Annotated in this window: 16 protein-coding genes and 2 pseudogenes; 10 read left to right on the top strand and 8 right to left on the bottom strand. The window is 71.2% G+C overall.

Going from position 1 to position 15,015, the window contains the following annotated elements; translation table 11 throughout:
- The 4 genes from I3F54_RS25575 to I3F54_RS25560 form a co-directional block, all read right to left on the bottom strand.
- The gene (locus I3F54_RS25575) at window positions 1-708 is read right to left on the bottom strand and encodes an HAD family hydrolase (protein WP_374205963.1); all 708 of its coding nucleotides are present in this window, start codon (window positions 706-708) and stop codon (window positions 1-3) included.
- A complete protein-coding gene (locus I3F54_RS25570) occupies window positions 705-1,829 on the bottom strand; it encodes a TIGR03364 family FAD-dependent oxidoreductase (protein WP_240121255.1) in 1,125 nt (374 codons plus the stop codon). The genes I3F54_RS25575 and I3F54_RS25570 overlap by 4 nt, the downstream gene beginning before the upstream one ends.
- A gap of 130 nt (window positions 1,830-1,959) precedes the next feature.
- Complete coding sequence (locus I3F54_RS25565) at window positions 1,960-2,715, bottom strand: GntR family transcriptional regulator (protein WP_240121254.1); 756 nt, start codon at window positions 2,713-2,715, stop codon at window positions 1,960-1,962.
- A gap of 338 nt (window positions 2,716-3,053) precedes the next feature.
- Window positions 3,054-3,269 (bottom strand): three-helix bundle dimerization domain-containing protein, encoded by a 216-nt coding sequence (locus tag I3F54_RS25560; RefSeq protein WP_240121253.1) that lies wholly within the window; start codon window positions 3,267-3,269, stop codon window positions 3,054-3,056.
- 280 nt (window positions 3,270-3,549) lie between these two features.
- Here I3F54_RS25560 and I3F54_RS25555 point away from each other — a divergent pair, with 280 nt between their 5' ends.
- The 3 genes from I3F54_RS25555 (at window position 3,550) to I3F54_RS25545 (ending at window position 5,989) form a co-directional block, all read left to right on the top strand.
- A complete protein-coding gene (locus tag I3F54_RS25555; RefSeq protein WP_240121252.1) occupies window positions 3,550-3,756 on the top strand; it encodes a YozE family protein in 207 nt (68 codons plus the stop codon).
- Between the two features lie 149 nt (window positions 3,757-3,905).
- A complete protein-coding gene (locus I3F54_RS25550) occupies window positions 3,906-4,601 on the top strand; it encodes a TetR/AcrR family transcriptional regulator (RefSeq protein WP_240121251.1) in 696 nt (231 codons plus the stop codon).
- A gap of 248 nt (window positions 4,602-4,849) precedes the next feature.
- The gene (locus tag I3F54_RS25545) at window positions 4,850-5,989 is read left to right on the top strand and encodes an NAD(P)/FAD-dependent oxidoreductase (RefSeq protein WP_240121250.1); all 1,140 of its coding nucleotides are present in this window, start codon (window positions 4,850-4,852) and stop codon (window positions 5,987-5,989) included.
- A 434-nt stretch (window positions 5,990-6,423) separates the two neighbouring features.
- Here I3F54_RS25545 and I3F54_RS25540 read toward each other — a convergent pair whose 3' ends face one another.
- Window positions 6,424-7,296, bottom strand: a complete 873-nt coding sequence (locus I3F54_RS25540) for an aldo/keto reductase family oxidoreductase (protein ID WP_240121249.1) — start codon at window positions 7,294-7,296, stop codon at window positions 6,424-6,426.
- A 140-nt stretch (window positions 7,297-7,436) separates the two neighbouring features.
- Between I3F54_RS25540 and I3F54_RS25535 the strand changes: the two genes are divergently transcribed.
- Entirely contained in the window at window positions 7,437-7,874 is a 438-nt protein-coding gene (locus I3F54_RS25535) for a helix-turn-helix domain-containing protein (RefSeq protein WP_275676812.1), read from the top strand.
- Between the two features lie 511 nt (window positions 7,875-8,385).
- Here I3F54_RS25535 and I3F54_RS25530 read toward each other — a convergent pair.
- Complete coding sequence (locus I3F54_RS25530) at window positions 8,386-9,282, bottom strand: DUF3152 domain-containing protein (protein ID WP_240121247.1); 897 nt, start codon at window positions 9,280-9,282, stop codon at window positions 8,386-8,388.
- 127 nt (window positions 9,283-9,409) lie between these two features.
- On the opposite strand from I3F54_RS25530, the gene I3F54_RS25525 reads away from it, so the two are divergent.
- The 3 genes from I3F54_RS25525 to I3F54_RS25515 are packed head-to-tail and all read left to right on the top strand — an operon-like array spanning window position 9,410 to window position 12,224.
- Window positions 9,410-10,102 (top strand): response regulator transcription factor, encoded by a 693-nt coding sequence (locus tag I3F54_RS25525; RefSeq protein ID WP_240121246.1) that lies wholly within the window; start codon window positions 9,410-9,412, stop codon window positions 10,100-10,102.
- Complete coding sequence (locus I3F54_RS25520) at window positions 10,099-11,601, top strand: ATP-binding protein (protein ID WP_240121245.1); 1,503 nt, start codon at window positions 10,099-10,101, stop codon at window positions 11,599-11,601. Before I3F54_RS25525 ends, I3F54_RS25520 begins: the two co-directional genes overlap by 4 nt.
- Window positions 11,598-12,224: a hypothetical protein gene (locus tag I3F54_RS25515; RefSeq protein WP_240121244.1), complete on the top strand. Its 627-nt coding sequence runs from the start codon at window positions 11,598-11,600 to the stop codon at window positions 12,222-12,224. Before I3F54_RS25520 ends, I3F54_RS25515 begins: the two co-directional genes overlap by 4 nt.
- Before the next feature lie 324 nt (window positions 12,225-12,548).
- On the opposite strand, the pseudogene I3F54_RS25510 reads toward I3F54_RS25515, so the two are convergent.
- Both I3F54_RS25510 and I3F54_RS25505 read right to left on the bottom strand, forming a co-directional pair.
- A pseudogene (locus tag I3F54_RS25510) lies at window positions 12,549-12,702 on the bottom strand (trans-aconitate 2-methyltransferase); the annotation flags it as partial.
- Between the two features lie 95 nt (window positions 12,703-12,797).
- Window positions 12,798-13,055, bottom strand: a pseudogene (locus I3F54_RS25505) (cupin domain-containing protein); the annotation flags it as partial.
- Between I3F54_RS25505 and I3F54_RS25500 the strand changes: the two are divergent.
- The 3 genes from I3F54_RS25500 (at window position 13,052) to I3F54_RS25490 (ending at window position 14,566) form a co-directional block, all read left to right on the top strand.
- On the top strand, window positions 13,052-13,207 hold the full coding sequence (locus I3F54_RS25500; RefSeq protein ID WP_240121243.1) for a hypothetical protein: 156 nt from the start codon (window positions 13,052-13,054) through the stop codon (window positions 13,205-13,207). The pseudogene I3F54_RS25505 and the gene I3F54_RS25500 sit on opposite strands and share 4 nt — an antisense overlap.
- Before the next feature lie 61 nt (window positions 13,208-13,268).
- Window positions 13,269-13,907 (top strand): RNA polymerase sigma factor, encoded by a 639-nt coding sequence (locus I3F54_RS25495; protein ID WP_240121242.1) that lies wholly within the window; start codon window positions 13,269-13,271, stop codon window positions 13,905-13,907.
- Entirely contained in the window at window positions 13,904-14,566 is a 663-nt protein-coding gene (locus tag I3F54_RS25490) for a hypothetical protein (protein ID WP_240121241.1), read from the top strand. Before I3F54_RS25495 ends, I3F54_RS25490 begins: the two co-directional genes overlap by 4 nt.
- The last annotated feature ends 449 nt before the right edge of the window (window positions 14,567-15,015 follow it).

Below are 15,015 nucleotides of genomic sequence, written 5' to 3'. Positions count from 1 at the left end.
TCACCGGGCTCCCGTGAGCAGGGCGGGCAGGGCGGCGACGGAGTCGAGGACGTGGGTGGCGCCGGCGGCCCGGAGCTCGGCGTCCCCGTGCGCCCCGGTACGCACGCCGGCCACCACTCCCGCCCCGGCCCGCAGGCCGCTCAGCACGTCGTAGGAGGTGTCCCCGACCACGGCGACCTGCCGGACGTCCTCCGCTGCCTTGGTCCGCACGAACGCCTCCAGGACCATGTCCGGGAAGGGCCGCCCGCGCCCGCCCGCGTCGGCCGGGCACAGGGTCAGCGGCACGAGGTCCCGCCAGCCGAGCGCGGACAGGACGGCATCCTGGGTGACACGGGCGAAGCCGGTGGTCAGGACGACGGCCCGGCCGCTGCCGGCGATTTCCTCGATCGCCTCGCGGGCACCGGGGACCGGGGCGATCAAGCCCGCGTCGACGAGGCCACCGTATGCCTTCTCGAAGGCGGTGTTGGCACGCTGGGCGAGGCCCTCGTCCCCGAACAGGTGCCGGAAGACGGAGATCTTGGATTCACCCATGGTGGCCCGGACGTAGTCCAGCTTCTCCGCGTGGTCGGCCGAGCCGGGCTCGACACCCAGCTCGGCGGCCGCGGCCTCGAAGGCGCGCTCGACCAGACCGCCGTCGGCGACGGTGGTCCCGGCCATGTCGAGCACGACGAGTCGTGTGTCGGTGTCTTGCGTGGTCAACCGTCTCACCAGCCCAGCTCGTCGGCGGTCGTCTCGGCTATCGCGGGCGCGCAGGTCATGCCGCGCCCGCCGGGCCCGGTGACCAGCCACACCCCGTCGCTGACCCGCTGCCGGTGCACGACCCGGCTGGTATCGGTGCACTGTGCGTACACGCCCGCCCAGCGGCGCCGGATCCTCGGCAGCGGCCGGCCAAGGAGGGACTCGACCACGCCGGTCAGGTGCTCGTAGGGGTCTTCGAGGGTGTCGAAGGCGAAAGGGTGCTCGTACTCGTGGGTGTCCCCGATGGTCAGACCGCCGTCGGCGCGCTGCACCATGAGCAGCTGCATCCTGTGCTCGGCGGCGGTCGCCGACTGCGGCCGGCCGGCGTTGAACGCGTCCAGCGCCGGGGAGGCGTAGGCCGGGTAGTACCGGAAACTGTCGGCGTCCGCGACCGAGGTGGTGAGCTTCTCGCCCAGCGGGTCGGTCTGCAGCATCTGCAAACGCACCCGGCGCACCGGCAGTTCGGGCCCGGCCAGCTCCCGCACCAGCCCGCCCAGCCAGGCGCCCGTGCACAGCACGACCACGTCGCCGCGATGCACCTCGCCGTGGTCGTCGCGGACGGTTCCCGCACCGGTCACCTCGCGCACCTCACGTCCCGGCAGGAACGTGTAGTTCGGGGACTTCAGCAGCTCTTCACGCAGCGCCAGTTGGGCGGTGCGCGGCTCGACCGCGGCGTCGCGCTCGCAGTACAGGGCCGCGTCGAAGGCGCCGCGCAGTGCGGGGTTGAGGACGCGCGCCTCGTCGGCGGTGAGTAGCCTGCGGCCCCGGGCGGCGGCGTCCTCGCGTGCCACCGCCGCCTCGGCGACGGCGAGCGCGAGGGGGCCGCGCACGGGGGTGAGCGACCCGTTGGCCCGGAAGCCGAGCCCGGGTACGCGTCCGCCAATGTCTTCCCACGACTTCCGCGCCCGTAGCGCGGTCTCCAGCTCTTCTCCACCGGCGCGACCACTGACCCAGATCTGCCCGAAGTTGCGCACCGAGGCGCCGCGCGCCTCTGCCTCGCGCTCGATCTGCACGACCTCATGGCCACGTTCCACTGCGTGCCAGGCGTGCATGGTGCCCACCACGCCTGCTCCGACGACTGTCACTCTCACGACGGAAACGCTCCTCGGGGATCGGTAACCGGAAGGGTCCGGATGACGGCGAGAGTGTGAACGACCCATCACGTTTGGGCTAGACCCGTTATCTTTCCGTGATGTCTGATAGGTGGGGAGGTGGTGGCTTTCAGCCGCGCAGGCGCGCGGTGAACGAGAACCGGTCCCCCCGGTAGAGGCCCCGCACCCGCTCCAGAGGGCGTCCTTCGGTGTCCCGGGAGACGCGGTGGATCAGCAGCATCGGCAGCGCCGGCGGCGTGCCGATGAGGAGTGCCTCGCGGGGTGTGGCGAGCACGGTCTCGACCCGTTCGTCGGCGTCGCCGAACTCGATGCCCCGGGCCCTCAGATAGACGTAGAAGGAGGAGTCCGGGTCGAACTCGGTGTCCAGCCGCGGCACCCGGGCCACGGCGACGTAGGTGCTCTCCAGGCCGACCCGCTCGTCGTCGGCAAGCAGCACGCGCTCCAGGTGCCAGACCGGTTCGCCGAGAGCGAGGCCGATCTCGGTGGCGAGGGCGGGCGGACAGGGGAAGCGGTCGAGGGAGACGAGCGTACGGCCAGGGGTGCGCCCCTGCCGCCGTACCCCTTCCGTGTAGCTGGCGAGGGACAGCGGCTGCTCCAGCTTGGGCCCCGCGACGACGGTACCCCGGCCCTGCCGCCTCAGCCGCCCCTCCAGCACCAGCTCGCGCACCGCCTGCCGCACGGTCTCGCGGGCGACTCCGTACCGCTCGGCCAGATCGCGCTCGGTGGGGATCGTGCTGCCATGCCCCAGCTCCTCCACCAGCGAGGCGATCCGCACCTTGACCGCGTAGTACTTGGGGATGCGCCCGTGCTCGGGAACGCCGGAGCGGACCGGGGCACCGGGGACATGATCGTTCGAGTGGTCCACACACGAATCGTCGCAGACGGAGAGCCGGGGCCGGGACGCGGCCCGGCCCCGACAAGGACGCCGGGCGAGGACGACGGCTTGGACGCGGTCGCGCAGACCGGGCTTCGTCAGGATGCGTGACACACAGGTCTTGACGGTCTCGGGGGATGAGCTTCGCGGCGATCTCCGCGTTCGACAACCCCTGGGCGATCTGCCGGAGCACTTCCGGCTCGCGGGGCGGGCGTCCCCCTCCCGCCCCGGTGCCGAGCGGCACCCGGAGCCGTGGGGGCCGCCAGAGCGCCTCACGGGGTATCACTTCCCCTTCCTCCGGTCCGGTCGGTCCGTCCGTACGCGGAGGTTCAGGTATCGGGATCGGTGCATTCGCCGGAGGGGAGCAGGTCCTTGGCCCGGCGTTCCATCAGGACCGGCAGATAGGTGCGCACACGTGCGTACCTGAGCTCCTCGTACGCGGTCTGTACCGAGTCCTCGACCAGACCGACGTCGAGCTGGGGGTGTGCCTTCACCAGCCGCTCGGCCACCTGGCGGATAGTGAGGGCGTCGTCTTCCGATTCCACCACCGGGCACCTCGACCTTTCGTCAGGGATCGCGTGTCCCCAGTCTCGCGGAGCCGTCCCCGGCCAGGTAGTCGATCTTGCGCCGAGGTGGCGCGGCCGATCGCCGGACCCGCTGGCCGGAACCTGCCGAGCCCGTTCCGGTGGTCCTGACGACCGAGTACCGTGCGTCACGACACTCGGCGGTCGAGGGCTGCCTGCGGGGTGCTCACCGGCCGTGTGGGCACGCGGTCGCTCGGCGCCGTGTGCTGAGGCTGGTGATGCCGGAATCAGGGATGGCTCCATGAGCGGGTTCACAGCGTGGTTGCTGAGGCACCTGACGGATGAGGACGCGATCGGCGAGTTCGCCAGGATGGCTGCCGCCGATCCGGACTGGCCCCGGGGCCCCGACCGGCTGCAGACCTTCACGCGTCACCTGGAGAGCAGCGGGGCCACTCGCGCGGCACTCCAGAACCTCACGGATGCCTGGGTTCGCTATGCGTCCCGATGAGGGCGTCCCACTCTCCCGGACACCGGGAACGGAGGTGGCGGAAGGGTGAAGCAGAAGCGATTGCTCACGCCTTTCCACGCCGTCCTCGCGTGGTCTTCCTCGAGGCGCGCACACGACAGCTGCGCGAACATGTTCGTTACGATCGGGGAATGACTGCGAGGAGAGAGCCGATCAGCCGCCGGGAGCGTCCGGCGAAGCCCGCCCTTTCACGGCGGTTGATCGTGGACGCCGCCGTGCGGGTCATGCGCGCCGAGGGGCTGGAGAAGGTCACCATGCGCCGTCTGGCCAAGGAACTGGACACCGGTCCGGCGTCGCTGTACGTCTACGTGGCCAGCACCGCCGAACTGCATGCGGCCGTGCTGGACGCCCTCCTGGGCGAGGTCGACCTGACCGGCGGTAGCGCCGGGCAAAGCTGGCGCGAGCGGCTCCGCGCCGTACTGGCTTCCTACACCGCCGTGCTGTTCGACCACCCACAGCTCGCCCGGTCGGCTCTCGTGGCGCGCCCCAGTGGCGAGAACTACCTGCGGCTGGTGGAGTGCGTCCTGGACCTGCTGTCCCGCAGCGGAGCCTCCCGTGAGCAGGTCGCCTGGGGCGTGGACAAGCTGCTCCAGGACGCCACCGCCACGGCCGCCGAGCAGTCGACGCAGGAACACGACCCCCTGGCCGAGGACGACTGGAAGGCCACCAACCGGGCCCTGCAGTCCGTGGACGAGACGGCCCACCCGGCCATCAAGGCGCACATGCCCGCCCTGGTCAGCGGCTCGCCCGGCGACCGCATGAGCTGGGGCTTCGACGTTCTGGTCAACGGCATCACGCACACACCCGTCCCCGGCGCGAAGGGCTGAGGCCGCCTCGTCGGCAGCCCGGCCCGCCCGCTGCCGGGGCGGCTCCGCCGTGGTGCGCGCCCCGTCTGTCTCGCGAGCCATTGCGAACTTGTTCGTAACGAACATGTTCGCTAGCTTGGGGGCGTCCGGCCGTGTCACCTCGTGACCGAGCCGTCCGCCGCCCTGCGGCGGAACGGCCCATGCCGGCTCCGAACCCCTTCCCGGGCTGCGCGCTTCGTGCGCACTCGGCCGGCCGTCTGGAGGCCCCCATGAGCACCCACCACCCCATCGCGATCATCGGCGGAGGTGTCGGCGGCCTCACCGCCGCCCGCGTCCTGCACGTCAACGGCATCCAGGCCGCCGTCTTCGAACGGGAGGCGTCCGCCGTGGCCCGCGTTCAGGGCGGCATGCTCGACATCCACGAGGAGAACGGCCAGAAGGCACTGCACACCGCCGGCCTCCACGACGATTTCCTGAAGATCGTCCACGAGGGCGGTCAGACGATGCGCCTGGTCGGCCCGGACGCTACCGTCCACGTCTCGGAGAAGGACGACGGCACCGGCGGCCGCCCGGAGGTGGACCGCGGCGACCTGCGGGACCTGCTGCTGAACTCGCTGCCCGACGGCACGGTCCACTGGGGCAGGAAGGTCACCGGCGCCCGCGCTCTGGGCGACGGCCGGCACGAGGTGGCCTTCGCCGACGGCTCCGCCATCACCACCGACCTTCTGGTCGGCGCCGACGGAGCCTGGTCCCGCGTGAGGCCGCTGCTCTCGGATGCCATGCCCGCCTACACCGGCATCTCCTTCGCCGAGGCCGACCTGTACGACGCCGATGTCCGTCACCCGCGCAGCGCCGCCGTCGTCGGGGGCGGGTTCTTCATCGGCCTGGGCGGCCAGCGCGGCTTCCTCGCGCATCGCGAGACCGACGGCAGCCTCCATGTCTACGCCGCGCTGAAGGCGGAGGAGGGCTGGCTCGACACCATCGACTTCACGGATCTCGCCGCCGCCAAGACCACCGTTCTCACCCACTTCGAGGGCTGGCACGAGGACCTGCGCGCCCTGATCGCCGACGCCGACACCATCACCCCACGCCGCATCCACGCCCTGCCGGTCGGACACCGCTGGGAGCGGATCCCGGGCGTGACGCTCCTCGGAGACGCCGCCCACGTGATGTCCCCCTTCGCCGGAGAGGGGGCCAACCTGGCCATGCTCGACGGTGCCGAACTCGCCGAGGCGATCGCCGCCCACCGCGGCGACACCGGGGCCGCGCTGACCGCCTATGAGAAGGCCCTCTTCCCGCGCAGCGAGGCGTCCGCCGCCGAATCAGCCGCCAGCCTGGAGACGATGTTCGGCGACCGGGGGCTTGAGCGGATGATCCGGTTCTTCACTTCCGGACCGGCGGCCGAGTGACCGCCGCGGACAGGGCCACCGACGCGATCCAGCGGAAGGCGTGACCGCACCCGTCCTGCGCACCGTCACCGGACACTGTCCGGGGCAAGTCGCTGACCGGTGACTTCGAGCCCGAGCTCGTCAAGGCGGCAGAGCGTCATCATGTCAGCGCGGGCGAAGCCCGCCTCAGCGGTAGCGTCGTGCGGGGCCGAGGTCTTCCGGATGGGCTTGGTGTGGGATCCCCCTTCCCCGGGAGACCTCGACGCCTACCCGGCCGCTGACGCGGGGTGAGCTGCCACGTCGGTGTGACACACGTTCCTGACCGTTGATGATCGGAAGTCATCCAGCCGAGGGCGAATCGGCCCGCTTTGGCCTCGGTCGCGCGAAGGTGACCGGGGCCGCAACCTGAATGGTGGCTTCGGTCGTGGCTTGTGAACCGTTCAGCTCCGGGGCGTTCAGCGGCCGATGTCGTCCAGCTCGGTCAAGTCCTCATGAGAGAGGGAGAGGTTCGCGCCGGCGATGTTCTCGCGCAGGTGTGCCGTCGATGACGTGCCGGGGATGAGCAGGATGTTCGGTGATCGCTGCAGTAGCCAGGCCAGTGCGACGGACATCGGCGTCGCTTCCCGTCGAGCGGCGACCGCCGAGAGTGCCGAGGACTGAAGCGGGGTGAAGCCCCCGAGGGGGAAGAAGGGCACGTAGGCGACGCCGTCGGGGGCGAGCCGGTCGACGAGCTTGTCGTCGAGGCGGTGGGCGAGGTTGTACATGTTCTGCACGCACACGATCGGCGCGATGCTCTGTGCCTCAGTGACCTGCTCCTCGGTGGCGTTGCTGACCCCGAGGTGGCGGATCAGGCCCTGCTGCTGGAGTTCGACGAGCGTCTCGAACGCCTCGGCGAGCGAGCCGGGCTGGGGGCCTTCGGCGTTGCCGAGTCGGAGGTCGACCAGGTCGAGTACGTCGAGCCGGAGGGAGGTGAGGTTGTCGCGGACCTGGCGGCGCAGGTCTTCGGGTCGCCGGGCCGCAGGCCAGCCGCCCCGTTCGTCGCGGGTCGCGCCCACCTTGGTCACGATGTGCAGCGACTCGGGGTAGGGGTGCAGTGCCTCGCGGATCAACTCGTTGGTGACGCGCGGCCCGTAGGCCTCGCTGGTGTCGATGTGGGTGATACCGAGGTCGACCGCTTCACGTAGAACGGTCAGGGCGCCCTCGCGATCTGCGGGCGGCCCCATGACCCACGGGCCGGCCAGTTGCATGGCGCCGTAGCCGAACCGGGTGACGGTGAGGTCGCCCAGCGCCCAGGTGCCGCCGGGAAGGGAGAGAGGGGGTGTGCTCATCTTGTTGCCCTTCGTCGTGCACTTGGGGGTGGTGCCTGCCGCCTTCCTGCATCAGCATTGGAGAGAAACTTCCTGTCGGGAAGTAGGTACTTCGGAGTGCGTAACCCACCCGTTGGTGAGAGGTGCGATCAGTGACGACGATGAAGGCGGCCCAGAAGAGGGCTCAGGCCAAGGCGGAGTACAACGCGTTCCTGGCGGGGTGCCCCAGCCGGCAGCTGCTCGACCGAATCTCGGACAAGTGGGTCGTTCTGATCCTGTGTGCGCTGGGCGGCGACAACAGCGCTGGCCAGCCCGGCGCAGCACGCGCAGACGCTCCGAAGGCGATGCGCTACTCCGAGATCTCCCGTCTTCTGGCCGGGGTCAGCCAGAAGATGCTGACCCAGACGCTACGGTCGCTGGAGCACGATGGTCTGCTCACCCGTACCGTGACGCCGACCGTCCCTGTCACCGTCTCCTACGAGCTGACCGACCTCGGCCTCTCGCTCCACCACATGACGCGCGGGCTCAGAAACTGGGCGCAGACGCACATGGCTGAGGTCCTCGCGAACCGCGAGAACCATGAGGCTCGTACCTCCTGACGACTCACGTCCAACCATCCAACAGCTCCGCATTCTCGGCGCCGCACCCTCAACCGCGAAGAGCCGGGGCACCACCGGACGCCTGCTTCCCTTGTGGCCGTTTCGAACGCGGGGCGGCCGTCCGGAACGGTATATCCGACCGGCTGGATCCCTTGGCTCAACCAGCTGCCGGAAGGGCGGAACTCGTCATGCGGCGATGCTGGGCGAGGTCGGCTCCGGACTGCCGACGGCGATCCGGCATGCCGGGCATCGCGTTTCCGCATGAGGGTGGACGCGATCCACGCCGCGCTGGCGGCGGTGCGCGGTGCGCGGTGCTCGATCCTGGTGTGCTTCCGGGTTCCGGCTCCGGACCCTGAGACCGACTCCTGAGCACCGAGGTGCCGGCCCGCCGGGTGCGGAGCCCAGGAATTCGGCATCCGTTTCCTGGACGGTCGCGACCCGGCCGGCTTGCTGCCCGCCGCACCGTGTCCACCCCCCAGGTGCCGGAACGGGGTCTGTCCGGACGCCGGGGTCAGGGGGAGGCGGGGCCGGTGATGTACCGCCCGTGGGTGTCATACGGCCAGACGTTGGGGGTGCAGCCGTGCATGCCCTTGATCTGCTGCATCATCACCGGGGCCGGTTCGCCCCCGCCGGGGCAGCCGACGTGGCCGTGGCCGAGGAAGTGGCCGACCTCGTGGTTGATGATCAGCGCGCGGTAGGCGGTGACGTCCTTCGCGTAGACGGGAGTTGCCAGGAGCCAGCGCTTGAGGTTGACCATGACCTGTCGGCCCACGTCGCAGTTGAGCTCGCCACCGGTGTCCAGGCCGTACCGTCCGCAGATCTCGTCCACGGTTCTCGGGGTGGCGACGCGTACGGCGAAGTCCGTCGGGCCGCTGGAGACGCGCTGAAAGGCCGACGTGCCGTTCGCCGTCCAGCCCCGGCGATCGGCGAGGATGCTCTCGACCTGGGCGGCGACGTCGGCGGCGGACAGGGAGAGACCGTCCTCGATGTCGACGCGGTAGCGCAGGGTCTTGCCCCGCCCCGCCTTCGTGCTCGTTCCGGGGGCGGTGGTGAATGTGCCGGGACCGGACACGGGGAGGGCAGGCACCGACGGCCGGGAGGTGGAGGCGGCGGAGCCCGGCGTCGCACGGTGACCCGGCTGCCGCCGGGACGGGCTCTTGGAGGGAACGGAAGGCGGGCCCGGGGTGGGCGGGCCTGCGGTGCGGCCGGAGCGGCCTGAGGCGGCGTTCCCTTCCGTGGTGGACGAGAACGAGGTCCACCCTGTGACGGCTGAACCCGCGAGTACCAGTACGGCCACTGCGGTCAAGCCCACCGGCCAGGTCCCTTTCCCGCCTCTGCGCGCGGTGGCATGTGTGCGGCCGGGCCTGCGGCGACGGGAACGTGAGCGGGTTGCCTTGTGCGCGTTCATGGCCCTTCAGGCTGGGCGGGGGATGTGCGCGCACCTGGCCCGAGTGATCACGAAGCGATAACGAAGCCTATGTGATCATCCTGTAACGGTGTCCTCTGTTGTTCGTTCCCGAGTCGATACTGAGCCCATGCCACGTGTTCTTCTGATCGAAGACGACCGCGCCGTCCGACTGGCCGTCGGACTCGCACTGCGACACCAGGGCCACGAGGTCGCGGCCGCCGGGACCGGGGAGGACGGGATGACCCGGCTGCGTTCGTTCCGGCCGGATGTCGTCGTACTCGATCTGATGCTGCCCGGGATGACCGGCCTGGAGGTGTGCCGTGAGATCCGCGGCGTCGACCAGGCGATGCCGATCATCATGGCGACGGCACGGGGCGACGAGGTGGACATCGTCGTCGGTCTGGAAGCGGGAGCCGACGACTACGTCGTCAAGCCCGTCCAGGCACGTGTGCTGGAGGCGCGTATCCGCGCCGTCCTGCGCCGCGCGACCGCCGCACCGGCTGCCGACGGCATACCCAGGATCGAGACCCATGGAGACCTGTCCGTCGACCGGGCCGGGATGTCCGTCACCCGGCAGGGCGTGCCGATCGCCCTCGCGCCGTCCGAACTGCGGCTGCTGCTGACCCTGTCCGCCTCGCCCGGCCAGGTGTTCAGCCGCCAGCAACTCCTGGAGACGGTCTGGGAGCACAGCTACCACGGTGACGCGCGCCTCGTGGACGCCTGTGTCAAACGGCTGCGGTCGAAGATGGGAGAACCGGCGGGCCGGCCCCGATACGTCCAGACCGTGCGCGGCTTCGGTTACCGGTTCGGGCCTCGGTGAAGGCTCCGATCAGGGGCCGGATCAGACCGCCTCACCTGCGTGGCCTCCGTGTTCGCCTGGTCATCGCCTTCGGCCTGGTCGCCGTACTCGCCGCCGCCGCCACCGGAACCCTGACCTTCCGCGAGGCCCGTACCGGCATCCTCCAGCAGAGCCAGGACGCCGTGATCAAGCAGTTGCGCGCCCGCGTCGACCGGCTCGCCCCCGCCCTCGCCTTCCCCCCGTCCGAGTCCGGACTGCGGCGCTTCGCGGTCGACATCGCGGCCGGCGAGCAGTCCCCCGCCTGGCGCGTACTCGCCGTCTACCGCGACCTGAGCGTCACCTCCGTCCCCGGTGACCCCTTCGAGGAACTGGAGCCCACCCTGCGTGAGACCGTGCGTTCCCGCCCCTTCGCGGCTTTCCAGCGGGTGCGCGACGGCGAGCGTGCCTCACTCGTCGTCGGCCTGCCGGTGACGTTCGCGTATCCGGCCGAACAAGGTCCTCACGCATCCGGTGTCCAGGTCTTCCTGACGGTGCCTCTGGCGAACGAGCAGGTGTACGTCGACGCCCTGGTCACCGCCGTCGAGCGGGCCACCGTACCCGCCCTCGCTCTCGCCGTCCTGCTCGCCCTGCTGGCCGCCCGTGGAGTGCTGCGGCCGGTACGCGCACTGCGGCACGCCACCCGCAGCATCGCCGAAGGCCGCCTCGACACCCGGCTCACCGCCGAGGGCTCGGACGAACTGGCCGATCTGTCCCGCACCTTCAACGAGACCGCCGCCGCGCTGGAGACATCGGTGGCCGAGCTGCGCGACATGGAAGCACGTGCCCGCCGCTTCGCCGCCGACGTCTCGCACGAACTGCGTACCCCCCTGGCCGCCATGTCCGTGATCACCGACGTACTCGACGAGGGGGCGGCCCGGCTGGACCCCGAAACCGCCACGGCTGTACAACTGATCAGCACGGAGACCGTGAAACTGACTCGTCTGGTGGACGACCTCATGGAGATCGCCCGTTTCGACGCGGGCGCGGCCGTCCTGCACCTCGACGAGATCGATCTCGCCGAGTCCGTGCGCCGCACGCTCGCCTCCCGCGCCTGGTCGCAGGAGGTGGATGCCCGGCTGCCCGAGCCCGACGTACTGCGCGGCCGTGTCGATCCACGCCGCCTCGACGTGATCGTCGCGAACCTGGTCGGCAACGCGCTGCGGCACGGTGCCCGCCCTGTGGAGCTGCGTCTGTCCGCCGAACGGACAGGGCAGGAGACGCACGCGGTCATCGAGGTACGGGACAGCGGTCCCGGCATCCCCGACAGCGTCCTTCCCCATGTCTTCGAGCGCTTCTACAAGTCGGACACGGCCAGGACCCGCACCGAGGGCAGCGGGCTGGGACTCGCGATCACCGCCGAGAACGTCCACGTGCACGGCGGCACCATCCGGGCGGCGAACCACGCCGCGGGCGGCGCCCTCTTCACCGTGGCCCTTCCCCTGCGACGTCATGGCGACCGGTCCGCGGGAGGCCCCCGATGAGACCCGCTCGCCGTGCCGCCACCCCGCTCCTGCGCCGCTCGCTCCTCCCAGCGGCACTGTTGGCGCTTTCCGCCTGCGGTATCGCTCCGACCGGCGTGGTGGGGGCGGGAACAGCCGCCACCGGCGTCACGCCGACCGTACAGCTCTACTTCGTCAGGGACGGCATGCTGGCCGTCGTCCCCCGCACGGCCACCGGTCCGGTCGATGCCGAGACTGCCGTGGCGATGCTGCTCAGAGGCCCGACCAGCCCGGAGCACCTCCACGGCCTGACCACCGAGCTGCCGCAGTTGGCGGTGGAACCGCACCGGCAGACTCCGGCTCCCACCCGGGCACCGCTCGGGGTGAGAGTGGGGACACGAGCCGACACGGTGGCCATCGAACTGCCCCAGAACCTCAAGAGCCCTTTGCCCCGCACCGCCGCCGACCAGCTGATCTGCACGGCCGCCGCTGCTCACCTCATCGCCGACCCGGACCTCGACTCGGCGCGGGTGACGGTGACGGGCCACACCCGAACCGGCCGCTGGCGCACCGAGGGATCGAGCACCACCTGTCCCGGGCGCGCCACCCCTGCCGGCCCGAGCGCCACGCCCTCGGCACTGCCCGAGCGGTCGCCCGACCTGTGACCACCACGGCCGAGGCAGCTTTCCCTCGACCCGGGCCGGGGCAGCGTCGGCTGTAACCGGTCCGCCTGTTCATCGAGGACGGCTACCCCGCCCCCGCTCGCCCTCCTCTCCATGCCGAAGGACGCCCAACCCGTTCTGGACGCATTCGACATCGGCCTGTGCCAGCGCGACCGCGAGGGCCGCCTGCCCGTGTCCGGCGAGCTGTCGCATCACCCGGCGCCGGTTCGCCCAGCGGACTCGCGAGGGCGCACAGGCCGTTGCCCTCTTCGTCGCCCACGGCATCACACCGATCCGCCGCTGCCTCACCGACAACGGCGCGTGCGACCGCTGAAGGCGTCCGGCCGAGGAGTCGACCGCGGTGACCTGCCTCGGGCAAGCGCCCCAGGAGGGCGAACGTTCCCGCTCCGGTGCCGCAGGCCAGATCCACGGTCTGGCGCGGGGGTTCGTCGAGGGGCAGCCAGTTCGTGATCTCGGCGATGGTTTGCACCAAGTGGCGCGGAGGGCCCCCGCGTCGTGCCGATACCGGCTGAGAGCGGGACGGCCGGATCTCCCTCCTCCGGGAGGGAGTACACGTCAACGGCAGGCACGGTCGCCTTCGCCGTCGCGGTTCTCCCCGGCGTGCTGTCGGTGTCCGCGGCGGGCGTCCCGGTCGAAGATGCCCAGGATCTCGCAGGGGCCGCCTTCGGCGCCGATGGCATGGGGCAGCATGGTGGGGAACTCGGCGGCCTGGTTGGTCTCGATGCGCAAGCGGCGATGGCCCAGCATCAGGACAGCGGTGCCGGACAGGACCACGAGCCATTCACGCCCCGGGTGGGCGCGCATGCGCGGTGGTCCACGCCGCCCGGCAGTCCTTCGTCGACGGCTGGCAGCAGGCCATGTGGGCCGGTGTCGCGGTCATGGCCGCCCTGTTCCTCTTCGTCCTGGCCCGCGGTCCCAAGAACCGTCCCGCCCCGCGGGAGAACCGTCCCGCCGGCGCGATGTAACGCTCCGCCGTGCTGAAGCCAAGTACGGATGCAGGGATGACCGACTCCTTTGGAGGAACGGGTGCGCATACCCGACCGCGGCGGCCGACGACGACCCGCACCGCCCAGACGCGATCCGGCCGGATTCTCGGCCTTCTACGAGGAGAACTTCGAGGCCGTACTCACGTTCGTGACGCGCCGCACCGCCGACCCCCACGTGGCTGCCGACCTCACGGCCGATGTATTCGTCGCCGCCCTGGAGGCCGCCACCCGCTTCGACGCACGGCAGGGACCACCGATCGCCTGGCTGTACGGCATCGCGCGCCATGTGGTGGCCTCCCACGGCCGCGGCACGGTCCGCGAACTCAGAGCCGTGGCCCGGCTGAACGGACGACGGCTGCTCGACACCGAGGACATCGCGGCGCTGGAGGAGCGGATCGACGCCGAACGGGCTGTCCGCGAACTCGCCGCACGGCACGGGGCCCTCAGCGAGCCGTTGCGGGCGGTGCTCGACCTGGTGGCCGTGGACGGGCTGACCCCCCGTGAGGCCGCCCAGGCCCTCGGCGTCAGCCAGGCCACCGTGCGGGTCCGCCTGCACCGGGCCCGCCGCGCACTGCGCGCCGCCCGCCAGGGGCCCGCCGCCCACCTGGAACCCGGTGCCCCCCAGCAACCCGCCGTTCGTGCCCAACTGCTCGACACCGCCCAGGAGAACGCGTCATGACCTCGCCCACGCCCGACGGCTTCCAGCAGCGCCTCGGCAACCAGCTCACCGTCCTCGCCGCCGAACCGGCCACGGCTCCCGGCGACGCGCCCACCCCGGCCCCACGACCGCGGCCCTGGGCCATGCGCCACCGGCTGTCGCTGGCCATCGCGGGACTCGCCGCGGTCGGCGCCGGCATCACCACTGTGGCCGTCCACCACCCGACCACCCCGGCCCGGACCGCTCAGAAGGACGCCGTGCGGCCGCCGCAGAAGATCACAACCGCTGCGTACACCCTGCAGCGGGAAGACGACGGCCGGGTCAGGGTCGCGATCAGCGACCCGGCGGGCAAGCTGCTCGACATCGGCCGACTCCAACGCGACCTCAACCGCCTCGGCGTCCCGGCCGTCGTCTACGCCGGAGACCCCGAGTGCACCGACATGCCGACCAGCCCTGGCGATGACTCATCGAACAAGATCTGGCACATCGAACTGACGAAGGGGGGCAAGCCCGTGCTCTCCGTGCGGCCCGACAGGATTCCCGCTGGACAGCATCTCCTGGTCGCCTTCCCTCTCCTTCGCACCGACCCCGCCCACGCCGCGTACGCCATCACAGCCGGCAGGATCGACGGCACCGCGCCCGCATGCGTCCCCGCCTGGCCCAAGGGCTCCGCCAAGTGACGGAGAGACGACGCGGCCGACGGACGCCCTGGCCAGCAGGCGCATGCACTCATGCCGGTCGAGTTCACGGAAGCCATCGTCCGAGTACATGGGCCAGTCCGCCCTTCGGCCGGTGCGGGAGACCGCTCCTCATGCGGGGCACGGAGCCGGTCGTGTGGCGGGGGACCACTGGTCCCGTACTCCGCGGAAGGCGACCCGGACGACGTGCGGACGCCGCTCACACCGCCGGGTGAGTGCCTGTCCGGCGGTACGTCGAAGGCGGCAGGGCCGCGCCAGGCCGAGGCGATCACGGCGGATGCGCCGAGGATCCGTATCCGGGCAGGGAACCCTGCCGTGCCGCCGAGGGGGGTCTGGTGTCATGGGCCCAAAGACCCTGCCTCGAGGCCGGCCGTCCTGCCGTCCGGGCTCGCCGGGCGGCAGGACGCGGGACCATCGGGGCCGCTGATCGG

It is taken from the genome of Streptomyces sp. MUM 2J, assembly GCF_022414535.1.
GTDB lineage: Bacteria > Actinomycetota > Actinomycetes > Streptomycetales > Streptomycetaceae > Streptomyces.
Note: the sequence above shows the minus strand (reverse complement) of the source record. Positions and strands in the feature narration are given on the sequence as shown.